The sequence below is a fragment of the Thermincola sp. GK-1 genome (genome assembly GCF_059412445.1).
Map to the genome: position 1 here is coordinate 158,011 of NZ_JBSQAT010000005.1, position 20,544 is coordinate 178,554.

Below are 20,544 nucleotides of genomic sequence, written 5' to 3' on the forward strand. Positions count from 1 at the left end.
GTCCCTCACCCTTTTAATCGGGATGGTTGGTCTTATCATGGCAGTCTTCACAACCCGTGGTTTTGTCAAACCGTTTCAGGCAGGTGGACTCAAACCCGTCGCGTCTGATATGTTTGCCGGTATTTGTGGTACCGTGGGTGTAGTGGCAAGTCTGGCAGATAATTTTTCCGTTTTCGTAAGGCAGATAATCAGGCAGGGGGACTGCGTAAGCCGTCTTGGTCACATACTGCGCGCTGACATTAACCGGGTGCATGTACATATGCATGGATGCATTCGACAAGGTCATCCCCGGCTGCTGCGTAGTGCTAATAGCATTCCGGCTGGCGCCGGCCCCCTGGTTAAAGTCACTGTGGCAGGCGCCGCAGAATTCAACGGCCCCCCTCACATAGACAGTTTTTTCCCTTTTGTTGGCAGGGTCTGTGACAGCATAGGCCTCCACCGTGATAAGCGGGGGATTTTCGGTATTAAGAACATTCATGTTTGTGCGTAAGTTGCGGTAATTATCGGACCCATGGGGGTCATGACAGGAACTGCAGGACAGGTTGGCATCAGCCACCTCAACGTTCTCAATATTATTGCCCGGTGCAGCGTAGTTATATATATTGAGGTCATGTCTGGAAGTCGGTATGTAAGCAGAACCGGCCGCCGTTGCTCCTCCTATGGACCCGTAAGGTCCGGCAATGGAATTGTACCAGGTAGTCCTGTAAACATCTGTCCAAACACCGTTGGGGTCTTTCGTCTGATCTGACGTGGGCCCAAGTAACTTGCCGTTAATTACATCATACTTGCTCTGGGTCCCGTCATGGCATGTTACACATAAACGGTCGGCATTGACTTCCTTTATCAACTTGGGTCCCAGGGCCGAATGGGTATAATGGCAGTTGCCGCAAAGCTCTGGGTTGTCCCAATAGTATCCGTGTGGGTTGCCGTGTGGGTTGTTCCCCGGAGGAAAAACCCTAATGGTGCTGTAACCCATCTGACCACTTCCGTTAATGGCATAAACCCGGACAAAATAGTTTGTATAAGCCGTTAGAGAACCTTGATAATATGTATATTGTGTCTTGCCCGCTTCATCAGCGATGGTCGCCACCGGCGCTCCCCAATCATTTGAGGTGGAAACATAAACTTTGTAACTTACAGCTTCAGGAACGTCCTTCCAGTACACAGAAAGGTTAACCGTAGGTGTTGAACCTGTCTTAACCGCAGTTATTTTTGGCCTCAGGTCATTTAAAGTGGTAAAGGAATACTCCCCCGAAATACCCAGATTACCGCTCAGATCCCGTGACTTAACACGAAAGTAATAGGTGGTCAGGTTTTCCAACCTCTTCAGGTAAACGGCATGGGCAGTGGTTCTGGCATCGTACGAAATTGACCATTTGTAAACACCCGGTTCGGTGCCGTAATCCACAATGGAGTTGCCGGGCTCACTTGTATTCCAGTAGATCGTAACCGTATCGGCGGCAATATCGCCGGAAGAAACATTGTACACACTGGGAGCCACCGTATCAAGTTCGGCAGCGGTGGTAAATACGCGGTCTGCACTTACTGTTGTGTTGCCTGCTGCATCAGTCACAGTAATCCTGTAGTGATATTGGGTATTTAAAGAGAGACCGGTCAAATCAACTTCATGTTTAAAGTCCCTGGCCGTTTGCGTCCTGTAAAACCCGTAAGCTTCCGTCGGGCCGTAATCAATCCGGTAAGAGGTGGATTCATTGGTGGAAAAACTGATGGTTGCAGCAGTTCCGGCAATTTCTTTTTCCGTCACCGATGAAATAACAGGCGGAGTAACATCCCAGACAAAAATATCATCAAAGTACACCTGTCTGTTAAATTCGCCCAGCGCAATCTTGCCGTAGTTCAAGGAAGTATCGGCTGTGAATCCGATTAACTGGTTGTTGCAATATATTTCAATATTTGAACCCTTAAACTTGACCTTTATAACTGCCGGGTAAGGATTATTGGGAACAGTAGCGGCGTCCTCGCCTATATAAGGTACCTTCGGGTTCGTTGCCCGCTCCATAGTCAGCAGGTTATACCTTACTCCGTTTTTCTTGCTGTATAAGACAAACCTGGCAGAATTGGCACCGGCAGCCCCTGTCTCATCACAACTGTATTCCAGGCCGTAGTGGTTGTTTTCGTCCTGCCACCTGCCGGCAATATAGAATTGGCCTGTCCGGTCATTGGAATATACTTTGGCTTCCACCGCATAGTCCGTCCAACTGAGTGACCCGGCGGCAGCCCAGTTGGTTTCCGTATCCGGTTTGGTTAATTCCGTATATTGGCCGTTGACAACTGCCCAGTTACCCTTTACAGAAGTCCAGTCATAGGCGCCCATATTAAATTCGTCGCTGAAGTAGGTACCCTGCTGTGACCGGGCCGGAGAGGCAAAATAGGCTACATTGGCCGCTACAGTTGCAACGGCAATTAAAATTAACAATTTTTTGTATCTAAACTTCCGCATGCCTCTCTCCCCTTTCATCACAGACAACTGAAGTCTCAAAGTATTCTCTGTGCGCCATAAACATCTATCTGCCAAAGACTTGAATCCTGTTGTTTTCCCGGTCAGCCACGTAAATCCTGCCTCGGTTGTCCACAGCGACAGCCGTTGGAAAATTAAACTGGCCTATATCCAGCCCCCGCTGGCCTATTGTTTCAATTTCATTGCCCTGCTTATCCAGAACATGGATCTTATGGGCCAGGGTATCCGCAACATACAGGTTGCCCGAGGTTTCTTCAAAAGCAACCCCTTTCGGATTGGCCGCACCTTTACCGCTTATCCTGTCGGGCAGATACCGGCCGTTCAGGTCAAAAGTATCTATCCGCCCATTATTTGAATTAGCGAGATAAATTTCGCCTGCATCTTCATTTACAGCTATCCCGTTCACATATGACAATTCACCGGGATTACTGCCGGCGCGCCCAAAGTACCGGACAAACCGTCCGCTGTCATCAAACACCACAATCCGGTGTTGGCTGACATCCGAAACATAAACATTCCCACTCCGGTCAACAGCCACAGTAACCGGAAAAATGTTGCCGCCAAGTTCTCTCAGGTCTTTTCCCCTGGGTAAAACGCTCAGCTGTTTGCCGTCAAAATTTAATACCTGGACACGGCGGTTGTAGAAATCAGCAACATAAATTTTCCGGCCGTATACCGCAATTCCTGTCGGGTAGTTAAATTCCCCAGGGCCTGCGCCCTGTTTGCCCAAAACAGCTTTAAAAGCTCCGTTGGCATCAAAAACTGCCACCCGGTGGTTAGCGCTGTCGGCCACAAAAACATCGCCCCATTCACTGACAGCCACTCCCAATGGCCTGCTCATAACGCCGGGTTCATAAATACTGAACAGGTATTTATGCTTATCCGGTGGAGTAAAGGTTACAGTAAAAGGGTTGCGCTTGGTTCGGAAGTAGTACCAGCCAAAGAAAATAAGCGCAGCAATGATCAGAATCAAAATGGCTATTATTAAATCTTTTTTGTTTACCTTTTTTTCTCTGATTTTGTTCAGTAAAGCATTCAGCCGCATTACAGTACCTCCGGTTTACTTTTTGTGGCATTCTTCGCAGACAGCCTGCCTGTCCAGACGAATCAAGGCAGTGGAACCGGTTCTCTGGCTTATTCCCTTCCTGGCAGTACCGTGGGAATGATGACAGGTAATGCAAACTATAGTGTTGACGCCTGTCCCAACTTCCAGGGGCAAAGACGTTGTGAGGTACTCGCCTTTATAGTAGAGGGGAGTGTTTACTGCATGGATAAACTTGTTCATAGAAGCGGCAGTAAGTGGAAAACCGGGCTGCTGGGTGGAGGTGGCCGCCACGCTTCCGCTTCCCGAAGGCTGGTTGTAATCACTGTGGCAGGCCGAACAAAAATAGATACTGCCCGTATCATAGGTAATATTTTCACCGTACCCGCTCGATTTGGCGGGATCGGTTTCCGCAAAAGCCCGAAAATTAACATTTACAGACAGCGTATCCGTTACCCGGATAACTGTTCGCAAGTTCCTGAAGTTCCCGCCTTTCCCATGGGGGTCGTGGCAGCTTTCACAGCTCAGACCTGTCAGCCGGTCACTCACGCCACCGGGAGCCACATTAAAAGAAACACCAAGGTTATGAATGGAAGTAGGACTATTATTAATGGCTACATTGCTCTCAGACGTATATCCTGCATAAACAGCAGAATATACCGATTCTCCCACGGGCAAATTCTCCTCTGTACGCAACGCTCCGAATGGCCCGCCGGAAGTCTCAGCCCAGTCCCCGTTAGGAAGTTTGACCCTGCCGTTCATAACGTCATATTTGCTTTGAGTTCCGTCATGGCAGGTGGTGCAAAGAGCTACGGCATTGGGCGCTTTCATCAGATAAACTCCGGATGCGGCATGGGTGACATGACAGGCAGCACAGTAACTGCTATCGATTTTATACGAACCATGCGGGTTGTTGTCAGGGGGAAAAGCTACCCCCACCGCAGTACTCCCTGTGCTGTCCTGTATTTTAAAGTAATAATTTACGTAGTTCCTGCATCCGGTATATGTAAAAGAAGACACAGTCACACCAGTTGCCTTCTGGCTCCAATCCTGGCCGTCAAGACTGCAGTATATGGTAAAGGGAGGAGTACCCTGGAAATAGACGGTGCTGACACTCGTTGTAGGAGATTCATAAGTGATCTTAACCCCGTCAATAGTAACTGCTGCCAGGGCGGGGGAAATAACAGTAAAGAGGAAAAAACAAGCCAATATAAGCGATTTTCTCATTAACATTCCTGGCATCTCCCCCTTTGGTGATTTCACCGGTAAAATTTAAACTTAAAGAATCCGGGTCAATTAACTATCTGAATTCATATATAACTACCCGGTTGTTTCCCCTGTCGGCAATATACAACTTTCCTCGCTGGTCCATGGCCAGCCCTTCAGGAAAACTAAAATTGTGTTTGTTTTCACCAAGGCTGCCAAACTGACCCCTGTATTTACCGTCCGCTCCGAAAACTACTACCTGTGACCGCACTGAATCACTGACGAACACAAGCTTGTGGGATCTGTCATAGGCAATGCCGCCAGGCGCCGACAGATATTTCTGTCCCCATGACTTTACGGACTCTCCGTTTTGCAAAACTACAACCTGTTTATTTTCAATATCTGTACCGTAGAACTTCCCTGTATCCGGGTCCCAGCACAAATCTCCGCTAATGTTGAAGCCTCCCTTTTTTGCGCCCCCCGGCAGTTTTTTCAGTTTTCTGTCCTCTGATGAAAACGTATATAAACTCCGGTCATGTTCGTTCACAACGAACACCCGGCCCTTTTCCCCCACTATAATCCCATTAGGGATAAATTCCGCTGGTTTGTCAGCAGAAACGGTATATTTGTATTCACCGGAACTTTTAAACACTATTACTTCTTTCCTGTCATGGTCGGATACGTATAGATCTCCGTTCGGCCCCACCGCTATTGCCACCGGATTTTTTAGTTCCGCCAAACCCGTTCCCGGCCCGCTGAAACTATATAAATATCTCCCATTTTCAGCAAAAACCATAATTTTTCTGTTTCCGGCATTTGCTACAAAAACCTCGCCTTTAAGGCCTACTGCCACGGCAGAAGGGTGGTTTAAGGTGTTTGAACCATAACCAAATATAACATTATAAACCCGCAGACCCGAGTAGGCCCATTGCTGGGTATTGCGCTGCCCCAAAACGGTTATTGCCAATACCAGGAAAATAATGAGCAGCAATGACACAGCAATCGTATTTGGCGTTATCAGGCGTTTTGTCTCCAGCATCGGTAATTTACCTCCAAAGCTGTATCAGTCTTCATCCATTTCACTTCTTTTTTACCTGAGCCTGCAGTTTATAATAGGCCTCTTTGGCTTCCGAATGGCCCGGAACCAGTTCCAGCGCCCTCTCATATGCAGCCAGCGCCTCTTCATTATATCCTTTTGCTTGATAAGCTTGTCCTAACAGATAAGATGCATCCGCCGAAGCAGGGTCCAGTTCTGTAGCTTTAACAAGCTGCTTGATAGCATCATCATACCTGTTTTGCTCAAAATACATCTTCCCCATGTAAAAGGGAGCCAATTTATGATCAGGGCTAATTTGTAAAACCTTGTTGAATTCCTCTTCCGCTTTTTCCAGTAGACCTATTTCCTTATAGCTTAAAGCAAGGTTAAAGTGAGCCGCCGGATTACTGTCATTAATCCGGACAGCTTCTTCAAGGTTCTTTACAGCCTGTTGATAATCTCCTTTTCTGTAATAACGCCAACCAAGTTCAACTAAAGCATTGTCGTTATCCTTTTGCCTGGCTACAATACCTTTATAATATTCTATTTCTTTGTCCAGGGGATTGATGGTCTCATATTGGTCCCAAAAAAACATCTCTCCAATCCCAATACCCAAGGCGAATATAACAATGGCAATAACAGCAAATATAGTCAAAGCTTTGGTAAATGGAATTTCGTTACTATAGCGCCCCTCCATTACCATCCCTCCAAAAAATTAAAGTCCTCCGACCCTTACCACATCCACCAATCGCATCAATTGTTCATGGGATACTTTCCAGGCTAACCATTTATCATCTCTTCCCGGTTCCTTTGTCAGCACCTGCCCCATGTATTTTCCGCCAAGTACAATCATAATACGGTCTGTTTCAATGACCCTGTTTTTAAATTTGTCAGCTGTTTCTCCATCTTTAGCCGGAATCTTTGTACTTATTTTTTGCGGATTGATAAGCCATACACTCAGCGCCACACTGTTACTCTGAATTTCATAAACAGCCTTTTCCACTTCCTGAACCCCTTCTAAAGGTGAAGCCAAAGGTTCACTTACAGAAGTGACTACATCTTCGGCTAATTGCAATACCTTTCTGAAATTAGGATTTTTCCTGCCAATTATAATGTCCCCGCCCGGAAGATGCAGGTAAAACTGCACCACCTGAAGAGAGATAAATTCCTGGTTTCGGGTTTCCCTTTTTGTTTCGTTATCCGACTGGTGCAGCAACCAATATAAACCTCCACAAATGGCAATGAATAAAAAACCGCCAATAACCCATTTAACATAGTTTTTACCAGTACGCATGACCCCGACCCTTCCTTAGTTTCTTAAAGTTCATATTGTTTTTTCATATTGTTTTATATAAAAACCAGCCTTTCTAGTCATTATTTATATCGAAAAAACTTAATAAAAAGTTAAGCAAAAGACAAGGCTTTTTTTATGTTTTGTTATATTTTCGACAAGCCCCTATAATTCCCTTCCGATACTAGAAATATTTTTCTGTACAACCAATTATTTTGGCTTTTTTCACCGTCATTTTGGCAAAAAAAGCAAGAAATTCTCCTGCTTTTATCATGCTGCTTTCTAAATTTTTTAAAGTCCCGGCTTACATTGCTTTTCTTTGCAGAAGCCGATTTAGGTTGGCCCCTTATGCCTTCTTACTTCTTATCCTATATAGTTCCTGTGCCAATTGCGATAATTCGTCCCTGCATACTATGGCTTTCTTCCACCTGTCCGGAATACCTTTGTATCCGTAATACGCTCCTGCCAGGCCCCCTGTTACCGCCCCGCAAGTATCCGCATCATCCCCAAAATTGACGGCTTTAACCACAGCTTCCTCAAAATTGCTGGTCCTGAGTAGACACCACAGACTTGTGCGAAGCGTGCTGACCACATAACCGCCGCTGTCAATCTCCGATTCCCCGGCATTTTGCAGAAAGCTATGGTAGGTATCTTCCCTGTCCTCACGCTCCAGCATACTCCAAATAGCGCTATTTATCCCGGAACCGGTGAGAATCTCCCGCAAAATTAAACAATATAATTCACAGGCAAATAAGGCATCAGGATGGGGGTGGGTAAGCATAGACTGCTTACGGGCCATGTCCCTTATTAATTGTTCATCAAGGTACGCCAATGCAACGGGCGCAGTACGCATCAAAGAACCGTTGCCGGCCGCATGCTCGCCTCTGATTTCCATGACCCGCCCGGCCGTTTCTTCCCAGGTCAAACCTTCGGTGAGAAGGTTTAAAGCAATCTTCGTCGTGGTCCCGATATCTGGCGGATCCGTCTGAAACCACTTGATAAATTCTTCCCGAATACAAGGTATTGGGTCAACAGGGTTACTGACAATGCCCCGGGCGACAGCAACAGTCATTTTAGTGTCATCGGTGACTTCACCCGGTTTAAGCCGCCAGTGCCCACCGCCGGTAAGTTCCGTCAAACGTCCGTATTTCTTCCTGATTTCTTCCCGGCTCATAAATTCCAAAGTCGCTCCCAAAGCATCCCCACACGCAACGCCAAAAAGACAACCCTTGATCTTATCCGCCATATTAGTCATACCAATGCTTCCTCCTATTATTTTCCTTTAATCATTATACTTTGTCGTCCCGCCGGTGACAAACAGAATCCCTTTTTCATTTCATTTTCTGAAATACTTAGCAATAATCGGCCGGTTGACTTTCAGGTTAAGGCCTCTTTTTACCATATATATAAAATAAATTTATATCCTATTAAATACTCCGTATATATTATTTTTAGTTTTTTTGTTGTCCTATTTAAAGTTTTAGTTTAAAATAGAGTTGTGGAAATGAGCAGAATTTTGCGATAATTTGGGGGAAGTTTCGTATTTTAGCAGGTTGCCAGCCATTTTTTAAGGAGGGAGAGGATAACGTATGGGTATTCAGCTTTCAGAACAGGAATTGAAGGAAATTCGCTCGGTCACGGAGAAAGCGCTGCAAAAGAATAATGCTGACCGAGAAAAATTGCTGCCCATTCTCCAGGAAGTACAGCACAATCTGGGATACGTGCCAAAACAGGCAATGCAGCAAATATCTGAAGCACTCGATATTCCCGAAGTAGAAATCTACGGAGTCACCACCTTTTACAACCAGTTCCGGTTGAACCCGCCCGGTAAGCACCAGATTAAGGTATGTATGGGCACGGCCTGCCATATGACGGGCGGCCATATCATTATGGACTCTTTTGCCCGCCGTTTAAACATTAAAGAAGGAGAAACCACACCGGACCGCGAATTCAGCCTGGAACGGGTAGCCTGCGTTGGCTGCTGCGCCCTGGCCCCCGTGGTTGTTATTGATGAAAAAATTGAAGGAAAAGTAAGGCCTACACGTGTCGATGGTATTCTCCTGGGCTTTGAAATGGAAAAGAAAGCGCAGGAAAAACAAAAGCAGGAAGAAACAGGTGAGAGCCAATGAATGCTACAGTAGAAAAAAATTATGAAATCCTGAAAAACGATGCCCTGCAGGAGATTTCTAAGTGGCAGGAAAAAGCCCGCGTTCTTGTTGGAACAGCAACATGTGGGAGAGCAGCCGGAGCTTTGGAAGTTCTCGATATTTTCCGGAAAGAAGTTGAAAACCGCCAATTGGATGTAGAGGTTATGGAAGTAGGTTGTATGGGACACTGTTACGCCGAACCCATGGTCATTATTTACAAGCCGGGCTTCCCACCTCTATGTTACGGCTCTGTCGATGAGGGTATTGCCAAACGCCTGGTCTCAGATTACCTGGAAAATGACGACCCTTGCTTTGATTTTGCCATGGCGGCCCTTGAACCCAATGACATGTTCCCTACTTTCGAAGATTTTCCGCGCGGTGTTTATGAACAAAAAATTGTTTTGGCCGATTGCGGTCTGATTAATCCTGAGGACATTAATCAATACCTGGCCCGTGACGGTTACAGTGCCCTGGCCAAAGCCCTGTCTATGAAGCCCGCGGAAGTGGTGGCCGAAATCAAAGATGCCAAACTGCGGGGCCGTGGCGGCGCCGGTTTCCCAACGGGAGTAAAATGGGAAATCTGCCACCAGGCCATAAGCCCCGAAAAATACGTAATCTGCAACGCAGATGAAGGCGACCCCGGTGCATTTATGGACCGGGCCCTGCTGGAATCAAATCCGCATCAGGTAATTGAAGGCTTAATGATTGCGGGCTTCGCCGTTGGAGCCTCCAAAGGTTACTTTTACGTAAGAGCCGAATACCCGCTGGCTATTACACGGTTGCGCACAGCTCTGGAACAGGCGCGAGAAAAGGGTATACTGGGAAGTTCTGTTCTCGGTAGTGATTTCGGGTTTGACATAGAAATCTTCCAGGGTTCGGGAGCTTTCGTTTGTGGAGAAGAAACAGCCTTAATTGCCTCCATGGAAGGAAAACCCGGGATCCCTAACCACCGGCCTCCTTTCCCTGCCGTTTCCGGTTTGCGTGGAAAACCTACGGTAATAAATAACGTCAAAACCTTGTCTTACGTTCCGCATATCATTCGTAAAGGTGTTGACTGGTTTAAGAGTATCGGTACCCCTGATAGTCCCGGCACCGCTGTTTTTGCGCTGGCCGGTAAGGTTGTCAGCACTGGTCTGGCCGAGGTTCCGATGGGTACCACATTACGGACCCTGATATATGACGTCGGTAACGGTATTAAAGATGACAAACCCTTCAAAGCCGTGCAAATCGGCGGGCCGTCAGGCGGTTGCCTTCCCGAATCCTCACTCGACCTACCAATAGACTTTGATTCCTTACAGCAGGCAGGAGCAATGATGGGGTCAGGCGGTCTGGTTGTGTTAAGTGAAGACGACTGCATGGTGGAAATAGCCCGGTACTTCCTGGAATTTACGCAAAAAGAATCCTGTGGTAAGTGTACCTTCTGCCGTCTGGGCACCAAACAGATGCTGGAAATCCTTACAGATATCACTAAAGGCCAGGGCAAGCCAGAAGATATAGACTTACTTTTAGAGCTGGGAGAAGATATCAAAGCAGGTTCTTTATGCAGCCTGGGTAAGACTGCTCCCAACCCGGTTTTAACCACCATTCGCTTTTTCCGCCATGAATACGAAGCCCATATTCAGGAAAAACGGTGCCCGTCACTCATGTGCAAAGACTTAATCAGTTATATTATAGACCCCGCAAAGTGCAGTAAACTGTGTGATGCCTGCGTAGGCAGTTGTCCTGTTGAAGCCGTTTACACCAAGCCCGACATGCTAAAAGACATTCACCAGGATAAATGCGTCAAGTGCGATAACTGTTTGGTTACCTGCCTACCCTTGTACCAGGCAGTCGTGAAAGTATCACCGCCTGTTGCGGTAGAAGGGGGTGGCAACCATGAGTAAAACGGTAACAATAACAATCGATGATAAACAAATTTCGGTTACCGAAGGCGAAAAACTCCTTTGGGCAGCGCTGGAAAACGGCATTTATATACCGCATCTCTGCGGCGTTAAGGAAGCTGAACGTCCCGAGGCCAGTTGCCGGCTTTGTTTCGTAGAGGTCGAAGGAATGCCTAATCCGGTTACGTCGTGTACCCTGTCTGTAAAAGAAGGCATGGTAGTCAGGACACGCAGCCCACGGGTAGACAGATTAGTCCGGACAGGTTTCGAACTGCTGCTGTCCAATCACCGTTTAGGTTGTGCCAAATGTGCCAAAAACGGTAAGTGTGCTTTACAAAAAATGGCCAAAGAACGGGGACTAAAACTTAAGCTTACCCGGTTAAGAAGCCTTGTAAAGGAAACGCCTGTGGATGACAGTCCCCAATCGTTCAGTTTCGATCCTTCCCGCTGCGTTCTTTGCGGGCAGTGTGTTTGGGTAGATAGGAATAAAGTCAAGGTAGGCGCCATCGGTTTTATCAAGCGGGGTATGGACCGAAAGGTCTCAACTTTTGGGGAGGTAAAACTGGCCGAATCCCGCTGCACCCAGTGCGGTGAATGCGTCAAGGTATGCCCCGTGGGCGCACTGACAGCATCTTCGGAAAAAGAGAGCCATTAAGGCTCTCTTTCCTTTTAATTATTAAGTTTTTTACCCTATTTAATTTTCCAAATGAATTAGAGCAGTGTTAATTGGAAGGAGTGTAGTTAATACAAGGTGCGGCTTTTAGTACAATAGCTGAGGCTGCGAGGTTACCTGGCCAGCACGATTAGCGCTCTTCGCACGGAGCCGTTGTCGGTATACAAGAGCTTAGTGGAAACGATATCCCACCCTACCGAGCAAAATTCGTTCAACGTGGTCTCGAACTCCTTGATCTGGGACTCCCTTTCCCCAAGATCACCACAATCGTCCAGCCGAGCTACCTCAACAACCCTGTACTCCGCCATTTCAACCACTCCTTAATTTAATTTTATATAATATTATATTGGATGATACAGACTAAAAAACCTCCTGCAAATGAGAAATTTACAAATGGGGATAACCGGCCCCAGGTATTTTGGTTTGGATTTGAATACATGCAGTTACAAAAGCGCTTTTACCCTGGCCAAAGCTTCTCGAAATTCAAGATAGCGGGCCCCTGTTTATTTTAGCTTATTTCCTTCGGGCACCCAGGACCAAAGTTTTTTCGGGACGTGCTTCCTGGCTAATTTCTTGTTCAGGCGGCCTTCCACCGTCTGCGAATCATAATAAACATCCCAGAAAGAGTCGAATTCATGTTCATCAAATTCCAACCCCAATTGACTGTATGGGTAAACCCTAACCTGGTTGTTTAGTAAAATATAGGCCTCTGAACCTCTTATAATAACCACTGTCTCCTTCGGATAACGGCGCCGGAAATGCTGCAGCAATATATCTTCTATGCAGTGTCTGAACTCCGCCCTGCCCACTAGGGTTTTGGTCCGGTTTTTTGCCGGGTGGAACCTGATAAACCCCTTGACCCGGTGAATTTCGGCCCAGACCTGCCTGGCCCTGGAGTACAGTTGCGCCGCTTCAGGTGTTAATTTCCCCAGTACAACGCCGATTCCCTGCTCCAAAGCCTGATTTATGACTGTAAAAATAAGAAAATTATTGTCAGCAGACCGAAAACGGGCCGCATAAAGCAGTATTTTTTCCAACTGATTAAGCTGCCTGGGCCGGTAAAGCCAATCGACCCGGCCGTACTTTTTACAGTATTCATCGGCCAGTTGTTCCAGGGTATAATCTTGATCTCCCGCACCGGCTTCATCAGCCAGAAACGAAACTCCCTTATTTAACCGCAGAAGCAAGGCTGCCTTCAAAAAGGAGCGGGGAGTTAACCCGCGATAAATCAACACCTTCATCACTCCATAGGGCCAATTGTTCTACATGTTTAAAGCTGTTATAGATTTTGCCGTTTACAGTCAAAAAAGGCAGCGCCCTTGTCACCACCACACCCATTCGTTTCAATTGGGTTATCTCGGTAATCCGGCAACTCTTCCGGGCCTTAATAATTCTGCCGGCCGAAGTATGGCCAATGCCGGGCACCCTTAGCAATTCGTAATACGAAGCTTTGTTTACTTCCAATGGATACCGGTCTATATTTTTTAAAGCCACTGCCAGCTTAGGGTCCATCTCCAGCGGCAGATTTCCGTTCTTATCAAAGGACAGTTCTTCAAAGGTTAAGCGGTATTGCCGCATCAGAATGTCGGCCTGGTACAACCTGTGTTCCCGCAGCAAAGGCGTTGCCGCCACATCTTCCAGCGGGGTTTCCGGGATCGGTTGAAAAGCGCTGAAATAGGCCCTATGCAAACCGTAATTCCGGTACAAATTGTTGACGCTGCCCAGTATTTCTGCATCACTTTCTCCTGCCGCGCCCACGACAAATTGAGTGGTTTGGCCGGCTGGCAACCTGTTTCGACCCATGAGTTTGTTAACCCATTTCATTCTCACAAGCACATCATCACTCAAATTCTTGGTTTTGCTTAAACTCTTTAAACGCTTTTGATTAGGAGCTTCTACGTTTATGGATACCCGGGTAGCCAGCTCGGTGGCTTTTTCCACATAATCATAGGTCGCACCGGGTAAAATTTTCAAATGGATATACCCCTTGTATTGATATTTAAACCGCAGGAGTTCCACGGTGTTCAGCATATCAGCCATGGTCTTTTCCGGCCGGTAGGAAACTCCTGAACTTAAAAAAAGACCTTCTACATAATTGCGCCGATAAAATTCCATAAATAATTTGGCCAGTTCTTCCGGCTGAAAACCGGTTCTAGGAACATCCCGCTGTACCCGGTTAGGACAGTAGAAGCAGTCTTTTTGGCAGGCGTTGGTCATCAATACCCGAAATAAGGAAACACATCTTCCATCGGGCAGGAAGCTATGGCATACCACATTGCGTATGGCTCCCTGAAAGCCTTTGCTGTGGCCGGAACTGCACCCAGTCGCAGCACAAACATCGTATTTGGCCGCTCCTCCCAGTATCCTCATTTTTTCCAAAGTATCCAAGGCCCGCCACACCTCCGGTGATTCCCTAACAAAATTATACAGAACAAACGTTCGCACGTCAATTCAAAAATCTAGCGATAGGCGCGAGCTCTTTTGGGGAACAGCCTGATAAGAATCATGCCGGCAATGAAACCTCCTATGTGAGCCCACCAGGCCACCACATTACCGGGCGCCCCGATTGAGGCCAACCCGTTAAAAGCCTGAATCAGAAACCAGAGGATTAAAAATATCAAAGCCGGAATTTCCACAAAAGTAAAGAAAAAGAAAATAGGAATCAGGGTAACTATCCTGGACCTGGGAAAACAGACAAAGTAAGCCCCCAAAACCCCGGCTATGGCGCCGCTGGCGCCAACCAGCGGTTCTTCCGCCAGGGGATTGGCCAGGACCTGGCCTATGCTTCCCGCAATTCCCACCAGCAGGTAAAAAATCAAATACCGAAAATGCCCTAACCGGTCTTCGATATTATCGCCAAAAACCCAGAGAAAAAGCATATTGCTTAAAACATGCAGCCAACCGCCATGCAGGAACATGGTGGTAAAAAAAGGTATCAAGACTTCCGGAGAAAAATTCCCTGTCAAAAAGCTGGCTGTGGCAATTTTCGGTACGACTCCGTACCTGTAGAAATAAAGGGTTAGTTCCCGCGGCCCCATACTAAGTTCGTGAATGAATATCAGTATGTTTACCATTATCAAAGTAACATTGGCAATAGGAAAGGTCCGCGGTCGAATGCTGTCACGAATGGGTATCATCTTGCTCCTCCATATAACAGTTTTCTAATACCATAATAGAATTATTATAACCAAATTAACAGGGTTCCTGCTTTATTGCCTGTAATTAATTGAAGCAAATATTCCCTTGCCTTACTAACATGCTTTAAAAAGGTAGGCTTCGCCAAGACCTTCCGGGTAAAGCTTAGCTTTTTATGCCAAAAAAGGCCGTAACTTTCCGCGTTACGACCTCTGTTATATCCGGTTCACTTCATCAATCCCCGGTATCCTGTTATATCCTTGACCAGAGATATTTCCAGTCACCGTTGACCTTCACCAAGTGCAGGGTATTGGTTATCTCTTTCTCTCCTTTGGGCGTATCCACTTTCACAGTATAGTAGACTTCCGCCACATTCCTGTATGGGATTTTTGACTCAAAGGGGTCCTGCCACTCGGGGAGCATCTTTACTTTTACCAGGGCAAAGTTCTCATACTTAATCTTCATATGGCTTTTCTTTTCCGCCATCTGTTTAGCAAATTGCTCCTTTGTTATTAAAGCCTGAATATCAGGGTGCAGATACCCATAAAGCTTGTCCCAATCTTCCTGCTCAGTGCTGGTCAAAACCTGGGTGGCTATTTCAGCTATGTCAGGAGCTATGTTAGGCTTCGGAGGGCTAACCTTGGCCGCCGGTCCCTTTCGACCGCATCCCATTACCCCGAAAAACAACACCATTATTACAAAAAATATAAGTATCTTACGATGCATACTATATCCCCCTCAATTTTTTGGCCAGAGATAAGCCCATTTTCCGTCAGGGCCTTTGGCCAGATAAAGGTTGCTCTTAATTTCCTGTATTCCTTTAGAGCCTTCAACAGTTACAGTGTAGGTTATTTCAGCTACATTGTTAAAAAGCAGTTCCTGATTCGCCGGGTCTCGCCATGTTTTTATAAATTTTAATTTTTCAATCCTGTAACCTTGATATTTTAATTTTATACGATTTCTGGCCTCTGTGCGCAGTCGTATGAAATCTTCTTTAGTTACCGTGCCCTGAATATCAACATGAATATAATCATATAAGGCCGCCCAATCGGCGGACATATAGGCATCAAGTACTCCTACGGCAACCTTGGCAATCTCCGGAGGAATTCCATCGGCAACTACCGTACCCATAGAAGATTCTTTGCTTCCGCATCCGGCAGCAACCAAAACCGGCAGCAAGAAAACAATAATTATGTAGATGAAGGAATTCTTCTTTGTCAATTAAGGTTCCTCCCAGTAGCGCTTGTTTACACCTAACCCTATTTTAATATAATACAAAATTCACTTAACATAAAGAGTATTAACTGGACTTTCGCATTTTGAGAATTATTCCCTGTGCCCTGTAATGGTGAAACAACCGTTGTTCCGAAGCTATTCCAACATTGATCCCGCTTCAGTGTCTTTTTTTATCTGGATGATGTTATCGGTCATGGAATCAAAGGTATCATCGTGACTGATAATAAACAACTGGTCAAAATCTCCTGTGACCCTGGGAATGGTATCGGCCAGGTTCAACCGCCGGTCGGTATCCAGGTTGGCCGTCGGCTCATCAAAGAAACCTATCCGCACCTGCGACTGCTGTTTGAGTAGCGCTAACCTTACTGCCAGCGCAGCCGTCATCTGTTCCCCGCCGGAAAACTGCTTAAAAATGCGCACCCGTTCCCTGCCCTGGAAGTTGTCCGTCAAACAGATGTCGTAATCACTCCGCCATTCGAGCATGGCGTTTTCGGAAGAAATCTGCCGGTAAATTTCGTTGGCTTCCCGGGACAAGTTTTCCAGGTAAACTTTGGCTATTGGCGCACCGGCGTTATTCAGGATACCGCGAATGGCCTCCAAAAGCCGTTGGGTTTTGCGTGTCCGGCGCATGTCTTCCTCCAGCTTCTTTATAGCGGCCAGTTTTTTCTCCAGGCTACCCAGCCTTTCGATTGCTTCCTGCAGGTCATTTTTGCGTTCCTGCAATATCTGGTTCTGGGCAATATGTTTCTGCTTTATCATGTCCAACTCAGCTTTTTCGAAATTATAGGCTGTAGGGTTAAAACTTTTGACAAGCTGTTGTTTTTCTTCCTGTAGCCTAATGTATTGGTCCTTCTTGTTCGCTATTTCACCGGATAATTTTTGCAGTTCCCGCTCCAGGCTGTCTTTTTTGGCGGCTGTCGCCCGGTTTTCCATGTACAGTTCATAATCCCGGCGGCGCTGTTCCTGGGCCGTCCGGGTATTTTCCAGGGCCTCCTCCACCCCCTTGAATGCGGCGGCTTTCCCGGCTGTCTCCCCAACCCGAGCTTCCATATCTGACAATTTTTTCTTCTCTTGTTCCAGGGCAGCCAGGTCGTCTGCCAACAGTTTCTTTTTGGCCTGTACCTGGTCAAGGGCCCGGATAATGTTTTCCTTTTCCGTGGAATACCGGGTGAGAGTATTGGAAGCCTCCTGCAACCTCTCGTTAAAATCCTTTTCCTTAGCTGCCCGCCGTGTCCCAGACTGTTCTAAAACAGCTTCAACAGCAGCCAACACAGTGTCCAAGTCCCTTTCGTCCTGCCATTCCCTGTTCCAAAGATTACAGCACTTTTCCAATTCATCTGACGGCAAATCTCCGGTCTTCCGCAATTCATCCAACAATTCGGCAAAATCCGGCCGGCGAAAACGGAGTGTCAACTGGGCAATTTCTCCAGTCATTGCCTCTTTCTGCTGTTGTATCTGTTGCAACCTTTTTTTCTCAGCGCGTAGGACCAGTACTTTTTCCCTGGCCGCTTTGGCTTCCTTAACTTCATCGGCCAGTCGGAGGCCGGTCTCCTTTAAGGAATCAAGTTCTTTCTGCACTTCCGCAATCTGCCTGGCAAAAAAACCTCTCAGGTCACCCGCTACATTCTGGCAGGGGCTCTTTAAAAACGGACACAAACCGTCAGCGGCCTGCTGGCTGTCTTTCTGCAGACTGTGGAGTCTTTCTTTAAGCTTAGCCCATTCTTCCCGGGACCGGTTTAGTTCCTTTTCCCGGGCTTCCAGTTGTTCGGCGACCGCCTCCAAAGGAGTTAGCTCTTCCAACCGCTCCAATATGGCGGCTTCCTCCTGGACCAGGCTCCCCTCCAGCAGTTGGCCTTTGGCGTTTATTTCACGGTAAATATCCTGCAGGCCGGCACAGGCCCCAACCAGCTTCTCTTCGCTTTGTCGCCAACGCAGAAGCGCTTCCTGACCCGCCATTATCCTTTGATATTTTTCCTTTGCTTTGGCCAGTAGAGCAGCGTTCTCCGCCAACCGGTTATTAAGCTCTTTCTCTTCGGCCTGCAAATCTGCGGCCCGGGCGGCCGCCTCTTTCTCTTTGGCCCCAATAGCTGCCTGCAGCGCAGCCATGGTCTGCTTCAACCTGTTAACTTCCTGTTCCAGCCCTTCCTTTTCCCGCTTCTGCTTTTCCAGCAGCTTAGCCTTTTCCTGCAGTTCCAGGTAAGCCTTGTAGCCCGGCGCTGCATTCCGGACGACCCGGTAGGCCTGGGCAGCCTGCGCCAGATTTTCCCTCAGGTCCTTTTCCCGCTGTTCCAGCCCTTCAATGGTCGCCGCCAGGGCCTGCAAACTCGCCTCCGTTTTCTCCAGCCTCTCCTTTAACCGTTCCAGTTCCGTTACTTTTTGAGCCCGGTTTTGTACTTCACCTTCCAACTGTTGCAGTGTCTCCTCCAACTCCCTGATTGTTGTCGTCACCGATTGGACCTGGGCTTTGACTGCATCATAATCCTGCACTTCAGCAGCAAGGACAGCCAGGTCCTTTTCCTGCTCGCGCATCCGCTCATCCAGCAACTTTGCGGCCGCCCGCGTGTTCAGGTAAGCGTCCCTGTACTGCTCCACCTTCAGAATGGCATCAAACTTCTTTTTTCTTAAAGACGGAGTTTCCAGGAAAGGTGCGACAAAGGTGCCCTGGGGGACCCCTACTATATCCCGGAACAGGTGCTCCAGTTCCATGTCCTGGTCAATCCCCATGGCCTCCTTCAGCCAGTTTTTTACATCCCTGGTTCCGTGGAGATCAAGTTCGCCGCCACTTTCCAGATCGAACACGGTCCAGAGGGAACTGGTACCCAGTTTACGGACCACCCTGTATTCGCGCTCATCAATGCCGCAGAATTCCACCGTTATTGTCCCCGTTTTCGTCCCGTAGCGGAGGAATTCGCCGATTGTCCCCGGGTGGTGGTCAAAAAGAGCGAACCCGATAGCCTCAATAATGGTAGATTTACCTGCCCCGTTAATCCCGGAAATGAAGTTCACTCCTTCGTTAAAGGTTATCTCCTGGTCCACGTAACTCTTAATGTTCTGCAGCCTGATTTTCCGAATCTTCAACGCCTTCCCCTCCTTCCACGGCAGGTATTCCCCCGGCCGCGGCAACCATATCGGCAGAAAGGTCCTCTTCCGGCAATTCGCAGGCCAGCTTTTCAATCTCGGCAATCAGTTCCCGGGCCGGCTCCCCATTTAACGATGCTTCTTTTACCTTTATAACAAGACCGACCAGTTCATCGGCAAAGTGCCGGTATGCGGGATGCTGCCTGCCGACCAGTTGTTTTAGTACCTGCCGCTCGATTTCCGCCCTGGTCATCATACTGCGGTCCTTGCCTTCCATGTTTTCAGCCGGCAGGTTGGCGTGGTTTTGCACCTCCACATATAGGCTTTGCGTTCCCTCCCTGATTTCTTTCGTTAAAGCTGCTACATCTATGGCCAGGGAAGAAAATTCGATTTCGCCCTTAAGGACTATCTGAACTATGGGTTCGTCAAGCTTTTCAACTTCCGCCTTCCTGAGCTCCTGCCATATCTTTTCCCGCACCTCTGCCGGATTGGCGGAACCCGTAATATCTATGGGTAAAATACATACCCTCCGCGGTGAGGCAGGGATATATTCTACCTTTTTCTCCAACCCGTTTACGGTTACATAATAAAAACCCTTTTCCCGGCCCTCTTTGGCCTCATCAATATGACAGTTTTCCAGGGAACCGGGGTTATAGACCCAGTCGTCAATTTCCTGGCGGGCATGTATATGGCCGAGGGCAATATAGTCCACCTGCCCCCTGTAGCTGTCCAGAATTTCTTTTTTCACTCCTCCCAGGTCCTGACCCAACAGCCTGTCAACTGCGGCATGCAAAAGTAAGACGGTAAAAGGCTTCTCCCCCTTATCACCGGCCCAAAAACCAAGTTCACCGGCAATTTCTTCCAGTCGTTGAGCCGTTGTAGCTCCAAGATAACCCAGGCCGATGATTCTAATCCCCTGTTCCTCCAAAATACAGCCGCCTTCTTCCCGGTCCCACCCAGCAAGGGCTACTTTACCGTCCCGGTAAACCGGTTTCAGCAGTTTTATGTAGCCAAGTGCATTTAAAAGGTTGAGCCAGGAACTTTTTTCTTGGTAAAAAGCCTTGTCGTGGTTACCCTCAATGGCAACGACAGGAATTCCTGCTTCTTTGAGCGGCGTCAGTAATTCCATGGCTTGTCTGAGAGTCTCGGCATCGATAGCCCTTTTGTGGAAAAAATCTCCTCCAATGAGTACAAAATCGACCTTCCTTGCCAGAGCCGTATCCACCACCTGCTTGAAAGCCAATCCGAAATCCTGGAAACGCTGTTCCAGGTTAAACTGTCGGTGCCCCAGGTGAATATCGCTGGCATGGATAAAACTGACCTTGGCCAAAAATCATCACC

Annotated in this window: 17 protein-coding genes and 1 pseudogene; 3 read left to right on the forward strand and 15 right to left on the reverse strand. The window is 47.5% G+C overall.

Features of this window, described 5'->3' with window-relative positions; all coding sequences use genetic code 11:
• Positions 1-13: 13 nt before the first annotated feature.
• The 7 genes and pseudogenes from ACSNJE_RS06805 to ACSNJE_RS06835 form a co-directional block, all read right to left on the reverse strand.
• Positions 14-2,461 (reverse strand): fibronectin type III domain-containing protein, encoded by a 2,448-nt coding sequence (locus ACSNJE_RS06805; protein ID WP_495252287.1) that lies wholly within the window; start codon positions 2,459-2,461, stop codon positions 14-16.
• Between the two features lie 64 nt (positions 2,462-2,525).
• Positions 2,526-3,524, reverse strand: coding sequence for a 6-bladed beta-propeller (locus tag ACSNJE_RS06810; protein ID WP_013119907.1), 999 nt, complete (start codon positions 3,522-3,524; stop codon positions 2,526-2,528).
• A gap of 789 nt (positions 3,525-4,313) precedes the next feature.
• Positions 4,314-4,763, reverse strand: a pseudogene (locus ACSNJE_RS06815) (cytochrome c3 family protein); the annotation flags it as partial.
• 58 nt (positions 4,764-4,821) lie between these two features.
• On the reverse strand, positions 4,822-5,766 hold the full coding sequence (locus ACSNJE_RS06820) for an NHL repeat-containing protein (RefSeq protein WP_495252288.1): 945 nt from the start codon (positions 5,764-5,766) through the stop codon (positions 4,822-4,824).
• Positions 5,767-5,806: 40 nt separating this feature from the next.
• The gene (locus ACSNJE_RS06825) at positions 5,807-6,460 is read right to left on the reverse strand and encodes a tetratricopeptide repeat protein (protein WP_013119904.1); all 654 of its coding nucleotides are present in this window, start codon (positions 6,458-6,460) and stop codon (positions 5,807-5,809) included.
• 18 nt (positions 6,461-6,478) lie between these two features.
• Positions 6,479-7,057 (reverse strand): hypothetical protein, encoded by a 579-nt coding sequence (locus ACSNJE_RS06830; protein ID WP_474658737.1) that lies wholly within the window; start codon positions 7,055-7,057, stop codon positions 6,479-6,481.
• Between the two features lie 343 nt (positions 7,058-7,400).
• The gene (locus ACSNJE_RS06835) at positions 7,401-8,309 is read right to left on the reverse strand and encodes an ADP-ribosylglycohydrolase family protein (RefSeq protein ID WP_013119902.1); all 909 of its coding nucleotides are present in this window, start codon (positions 8,307-8,309) and stop codon (positions 7,401-7,403) included.
• Between the two features lie 334 nt (positions 8,310-8,643).
• Here ACSNJE_RS06835 and nuoE point away from each other — a divergent pair, with 334 nt between their 5' ends.
• Genes nuoE through ACSNJE_RS06850 form a run of 3 tightly spaced genes read left to right on the forward strand, consistent with a single transcriptional unit; the run spans position 8,644 to position 11,736 of the window.
• Entirely contained in the window at positions 8,644-9,183 is a 540-nt protein-coding gene (gene nuoE / locus ACSNJE_RS06840) for an NADH-quinone oxidoreductase subunit NuoE (RefSeq protein ID WP_013119901.1), read from the forward strand.
• Positions 9,180-11,084 carry an NADH-ubiquinone oxidoreductase-F iron-sulfur binding region domain-containing protein gene (locus ACSNJE_RS06845; protein WP_495252289.1) on the forward strand — a complete coding sequence of 635 codons (1,905 nt, stop codon included), beginning with the start codon at positions 9,180-9,182 and terminating at the stop codon, positions 11,082-11,084. Before nuoE ends, ACSNJE_RS06845 begins: the two co-directional genes overlap by 4 nt.
• Positions 11,077-11,736: a 2Fe-2S iron-sulfur cluster-binding protein gene (locus ACSNJE_RS06850; protein ID WP_052218258.1), complete on the forward strand. Its 660-nt coding sequence runs from the start codon at positions 11,077-11,079 to the stop codon at positions 11,734-11,736. Before ACSNJE_RS06845 ends, ACSNJE_RS06850 begins: the two co-directional genes overlap by 8 nt.
• A 131-nt stretch (positions 11,737-11,867) precedes the next feature.
• Here the strand turns inward: ACSNJE_RS06850 and ACSNJE_RS06855 are convergent, their stop codons facing one another.
• The 8 genes from ACSNJE_RS06855 to ACSNJE_RS06890 all read right to left on the reverse strand — a co-directional run bounded on the left by ACSNJE_RS06855 (position 11,868) and on the right by ACSNJE_RS06890 (position 20,533).
• Positions 11,868-12,062 (reverse strand): hypothetical protein, encoded by a 195-nt coding sequence (locus tag ACSNJE_RS06855; RefSeq protein ID WP_052218259.1) that lies wholly within the window; start codon positions 12,060-12,062, stop codon positions 11,868-11,870.
• A gap of 195 nt (positions 12,063-12,257) precedes the next feature.
• Positions 12,258-12,941 carry a DUF4130 domain-containing protein gene (locus ACSNJE_RS06860; protein ID WP_495252290.1) on the reverse strand — a complete coding sequence of 228 codons (684 nt, stop codon included), beginning with the start codon at positions 12,939-12,941 and terminating at the stop codon, positions 12,258-12,260.
• Positions 12,922-14,142, reverse strand: a complete 1,221-nt coding sequence (locus ACSNJE_RS06865; RefSeq protein WP_461567648.1) for a putative DNA modification/repair radical SAM protein — start codon at positions 14,140-14,142, stop codon at positions 12,922-12,924. The genes ACSNJE_RS06860 and ACSNJE_RS06865 overlap by 20 nt, the downstream gene beginning before the upstream one ends.
• A gap of 71 nt (positions 14,143-14,213) precedes the next feature.
• A complete protein-coding gene (locus ACSNJE_RS06870; protein ID WP_474773371.1) occupies positions 14,214-14,891 on the reverse strand; it encodes a rhomboid family intramembrane serine protease in 678 nt (225 codons plus the stop codon).
• Between the two features lie 250 nt (positions 14,892-15,141).
• On the reverse strand, positions 15,142-15,615 hold the full coding sequence (locus tag ACSNJE_RS06875; RefSeq protein ID WP_474773372.1) for a hypothetical protein: 474 nt from the start codon (positions 15,613-15,615) through the stop codon (positions 15,142-15,144).
• 12 nt (positions 15,616-15,627) lie between these two features.
• Complete coding sequence (locus tag ACSNJE_RS06880) at positions 15,628-16,110, reverse strand: hypothetical protein (RefSeq protein ID WP_052218263.1); 483 nt, start codon at positions 16,108-16,110, stop codon at positions 15,628-15,630.
• Between the two features lie 150 nt (positions 16,111-16,260).
• Positions 16,261-19,203 carry an AAA family ATPase gene (locus ACSNJE_RS06885; protein WP_495252291.1) on the reverse strand — a complete coding sequence of 981 codons (2,943 nt, stop codon included), beginning with the start codon at positions 19,201-19,203 and terminating at the stop codon, positions 16,261-16,263.
• A complete protein-coding gene (locus tag ACSNJE_RS06890) occupies positions 19,169-20,533 on the reverse strand; it encodes a metallophosphoesterase family protein (protein ID WP_495252292.1) in 1,365 nt (454 codons plus the stop codon). Before ACSNJE_RS06890 ends, ACSNJE_RS06885 begins: the two co-directional genes overlap by 35 nt.
• Positions 20,534-20,544: the final 11 nt, after the last annotated feature.

Excerpts from the sequence above, each read along its gene's own strand:
- ACSNJE_RS06805 (WP_495252287.1), bottom strand. The coding sequence starts at position 2,461 with ATGCGGAAGTTTAGATACAAAAAATTGTTAATTTTAATTGCCGTTGCA.
- ACSNJE_RS06870 (WP_474773371.1), bottom strand. The coding sequence starts at position 14,891 with ATGATACCCATTCGTGACAGCATTCGACCGCGGACCTTTCCTATTGCC.
- ACSNJE_RS06820 (WP_495252288.1), bottom strand. The coding sequence starts at position 5,766 with ATGCTGGAGACAAAACGCCTGATAACGCCAAATACGATTGCTGTGTCA.
- ACSNJE_RS06855 (WP_052218259.1), bottom strand. The coding sequence starts at position 12,062 with ATGGCGGAGTACAGGGTTGTTGAGGTAGCTCGGCTGGACGATTGTGGT.
- ACSNJE_RS06810 (WP_013119907.1), bottom strand. The coding sequence starts at position 3,524 with ATGCGGCTGAATGCTTTACTGAACAAAATCAGAGAAAAAAAGGTAAAC.
- nuoE (WP_013119901.1), top strand. The coding sequence starts at position 8,644 with ATGGGTATTCAGCTTTCAGAACAGGAATTGAAGGAAATTCGCTCGGTC.
- ACSNJE_RS06875 (WP_474773372.1), bottom strand. The coding sequence starts at position 15,615 with ATGCATCGTAAGATACTTATATTTTTTGTAATAATGGTGTTGTTTTTC.
- ACSNJE_RS06830 (WP_474658737.1), bottom strand. The coding sequence starts at position 7,057 with ATGCGTACTGGTAAAAACTATGTTAAATGGGTTATTGGCGGTTTTTTA.
- ACSNJE_RS06835 (WP_013119902.1), bottom strand. The coding sequence starts at position 8,309 with ATGACTAATATGGCGGATAAGATCAAGGGTTGTCTTTTTGGCGTTGCG.
- ACSNJE_RS06845 (WP_495252289.1), top strand. The coding sequence starts at position 9,180 with ATGAATGCTACAGTAGAAAAAAATTATGAAATCCTGAAAAACGATGCC.
- ACSNJE_RS06825 (WP_013119904.1), bottom strand. The coding sequence starts at position 6,460 with ATGGAGGGGCGCTATAGTAACGAAATTCCATTTACCAAAGCTTTGACT.
- ACSNJE_RS06850 (WP_052218258.1), top strand. The coding sequence starts at position 11,077 with ATGAGTAAAACGGTAACAATAACAATCGATGATAAACAAATTTCGGTT.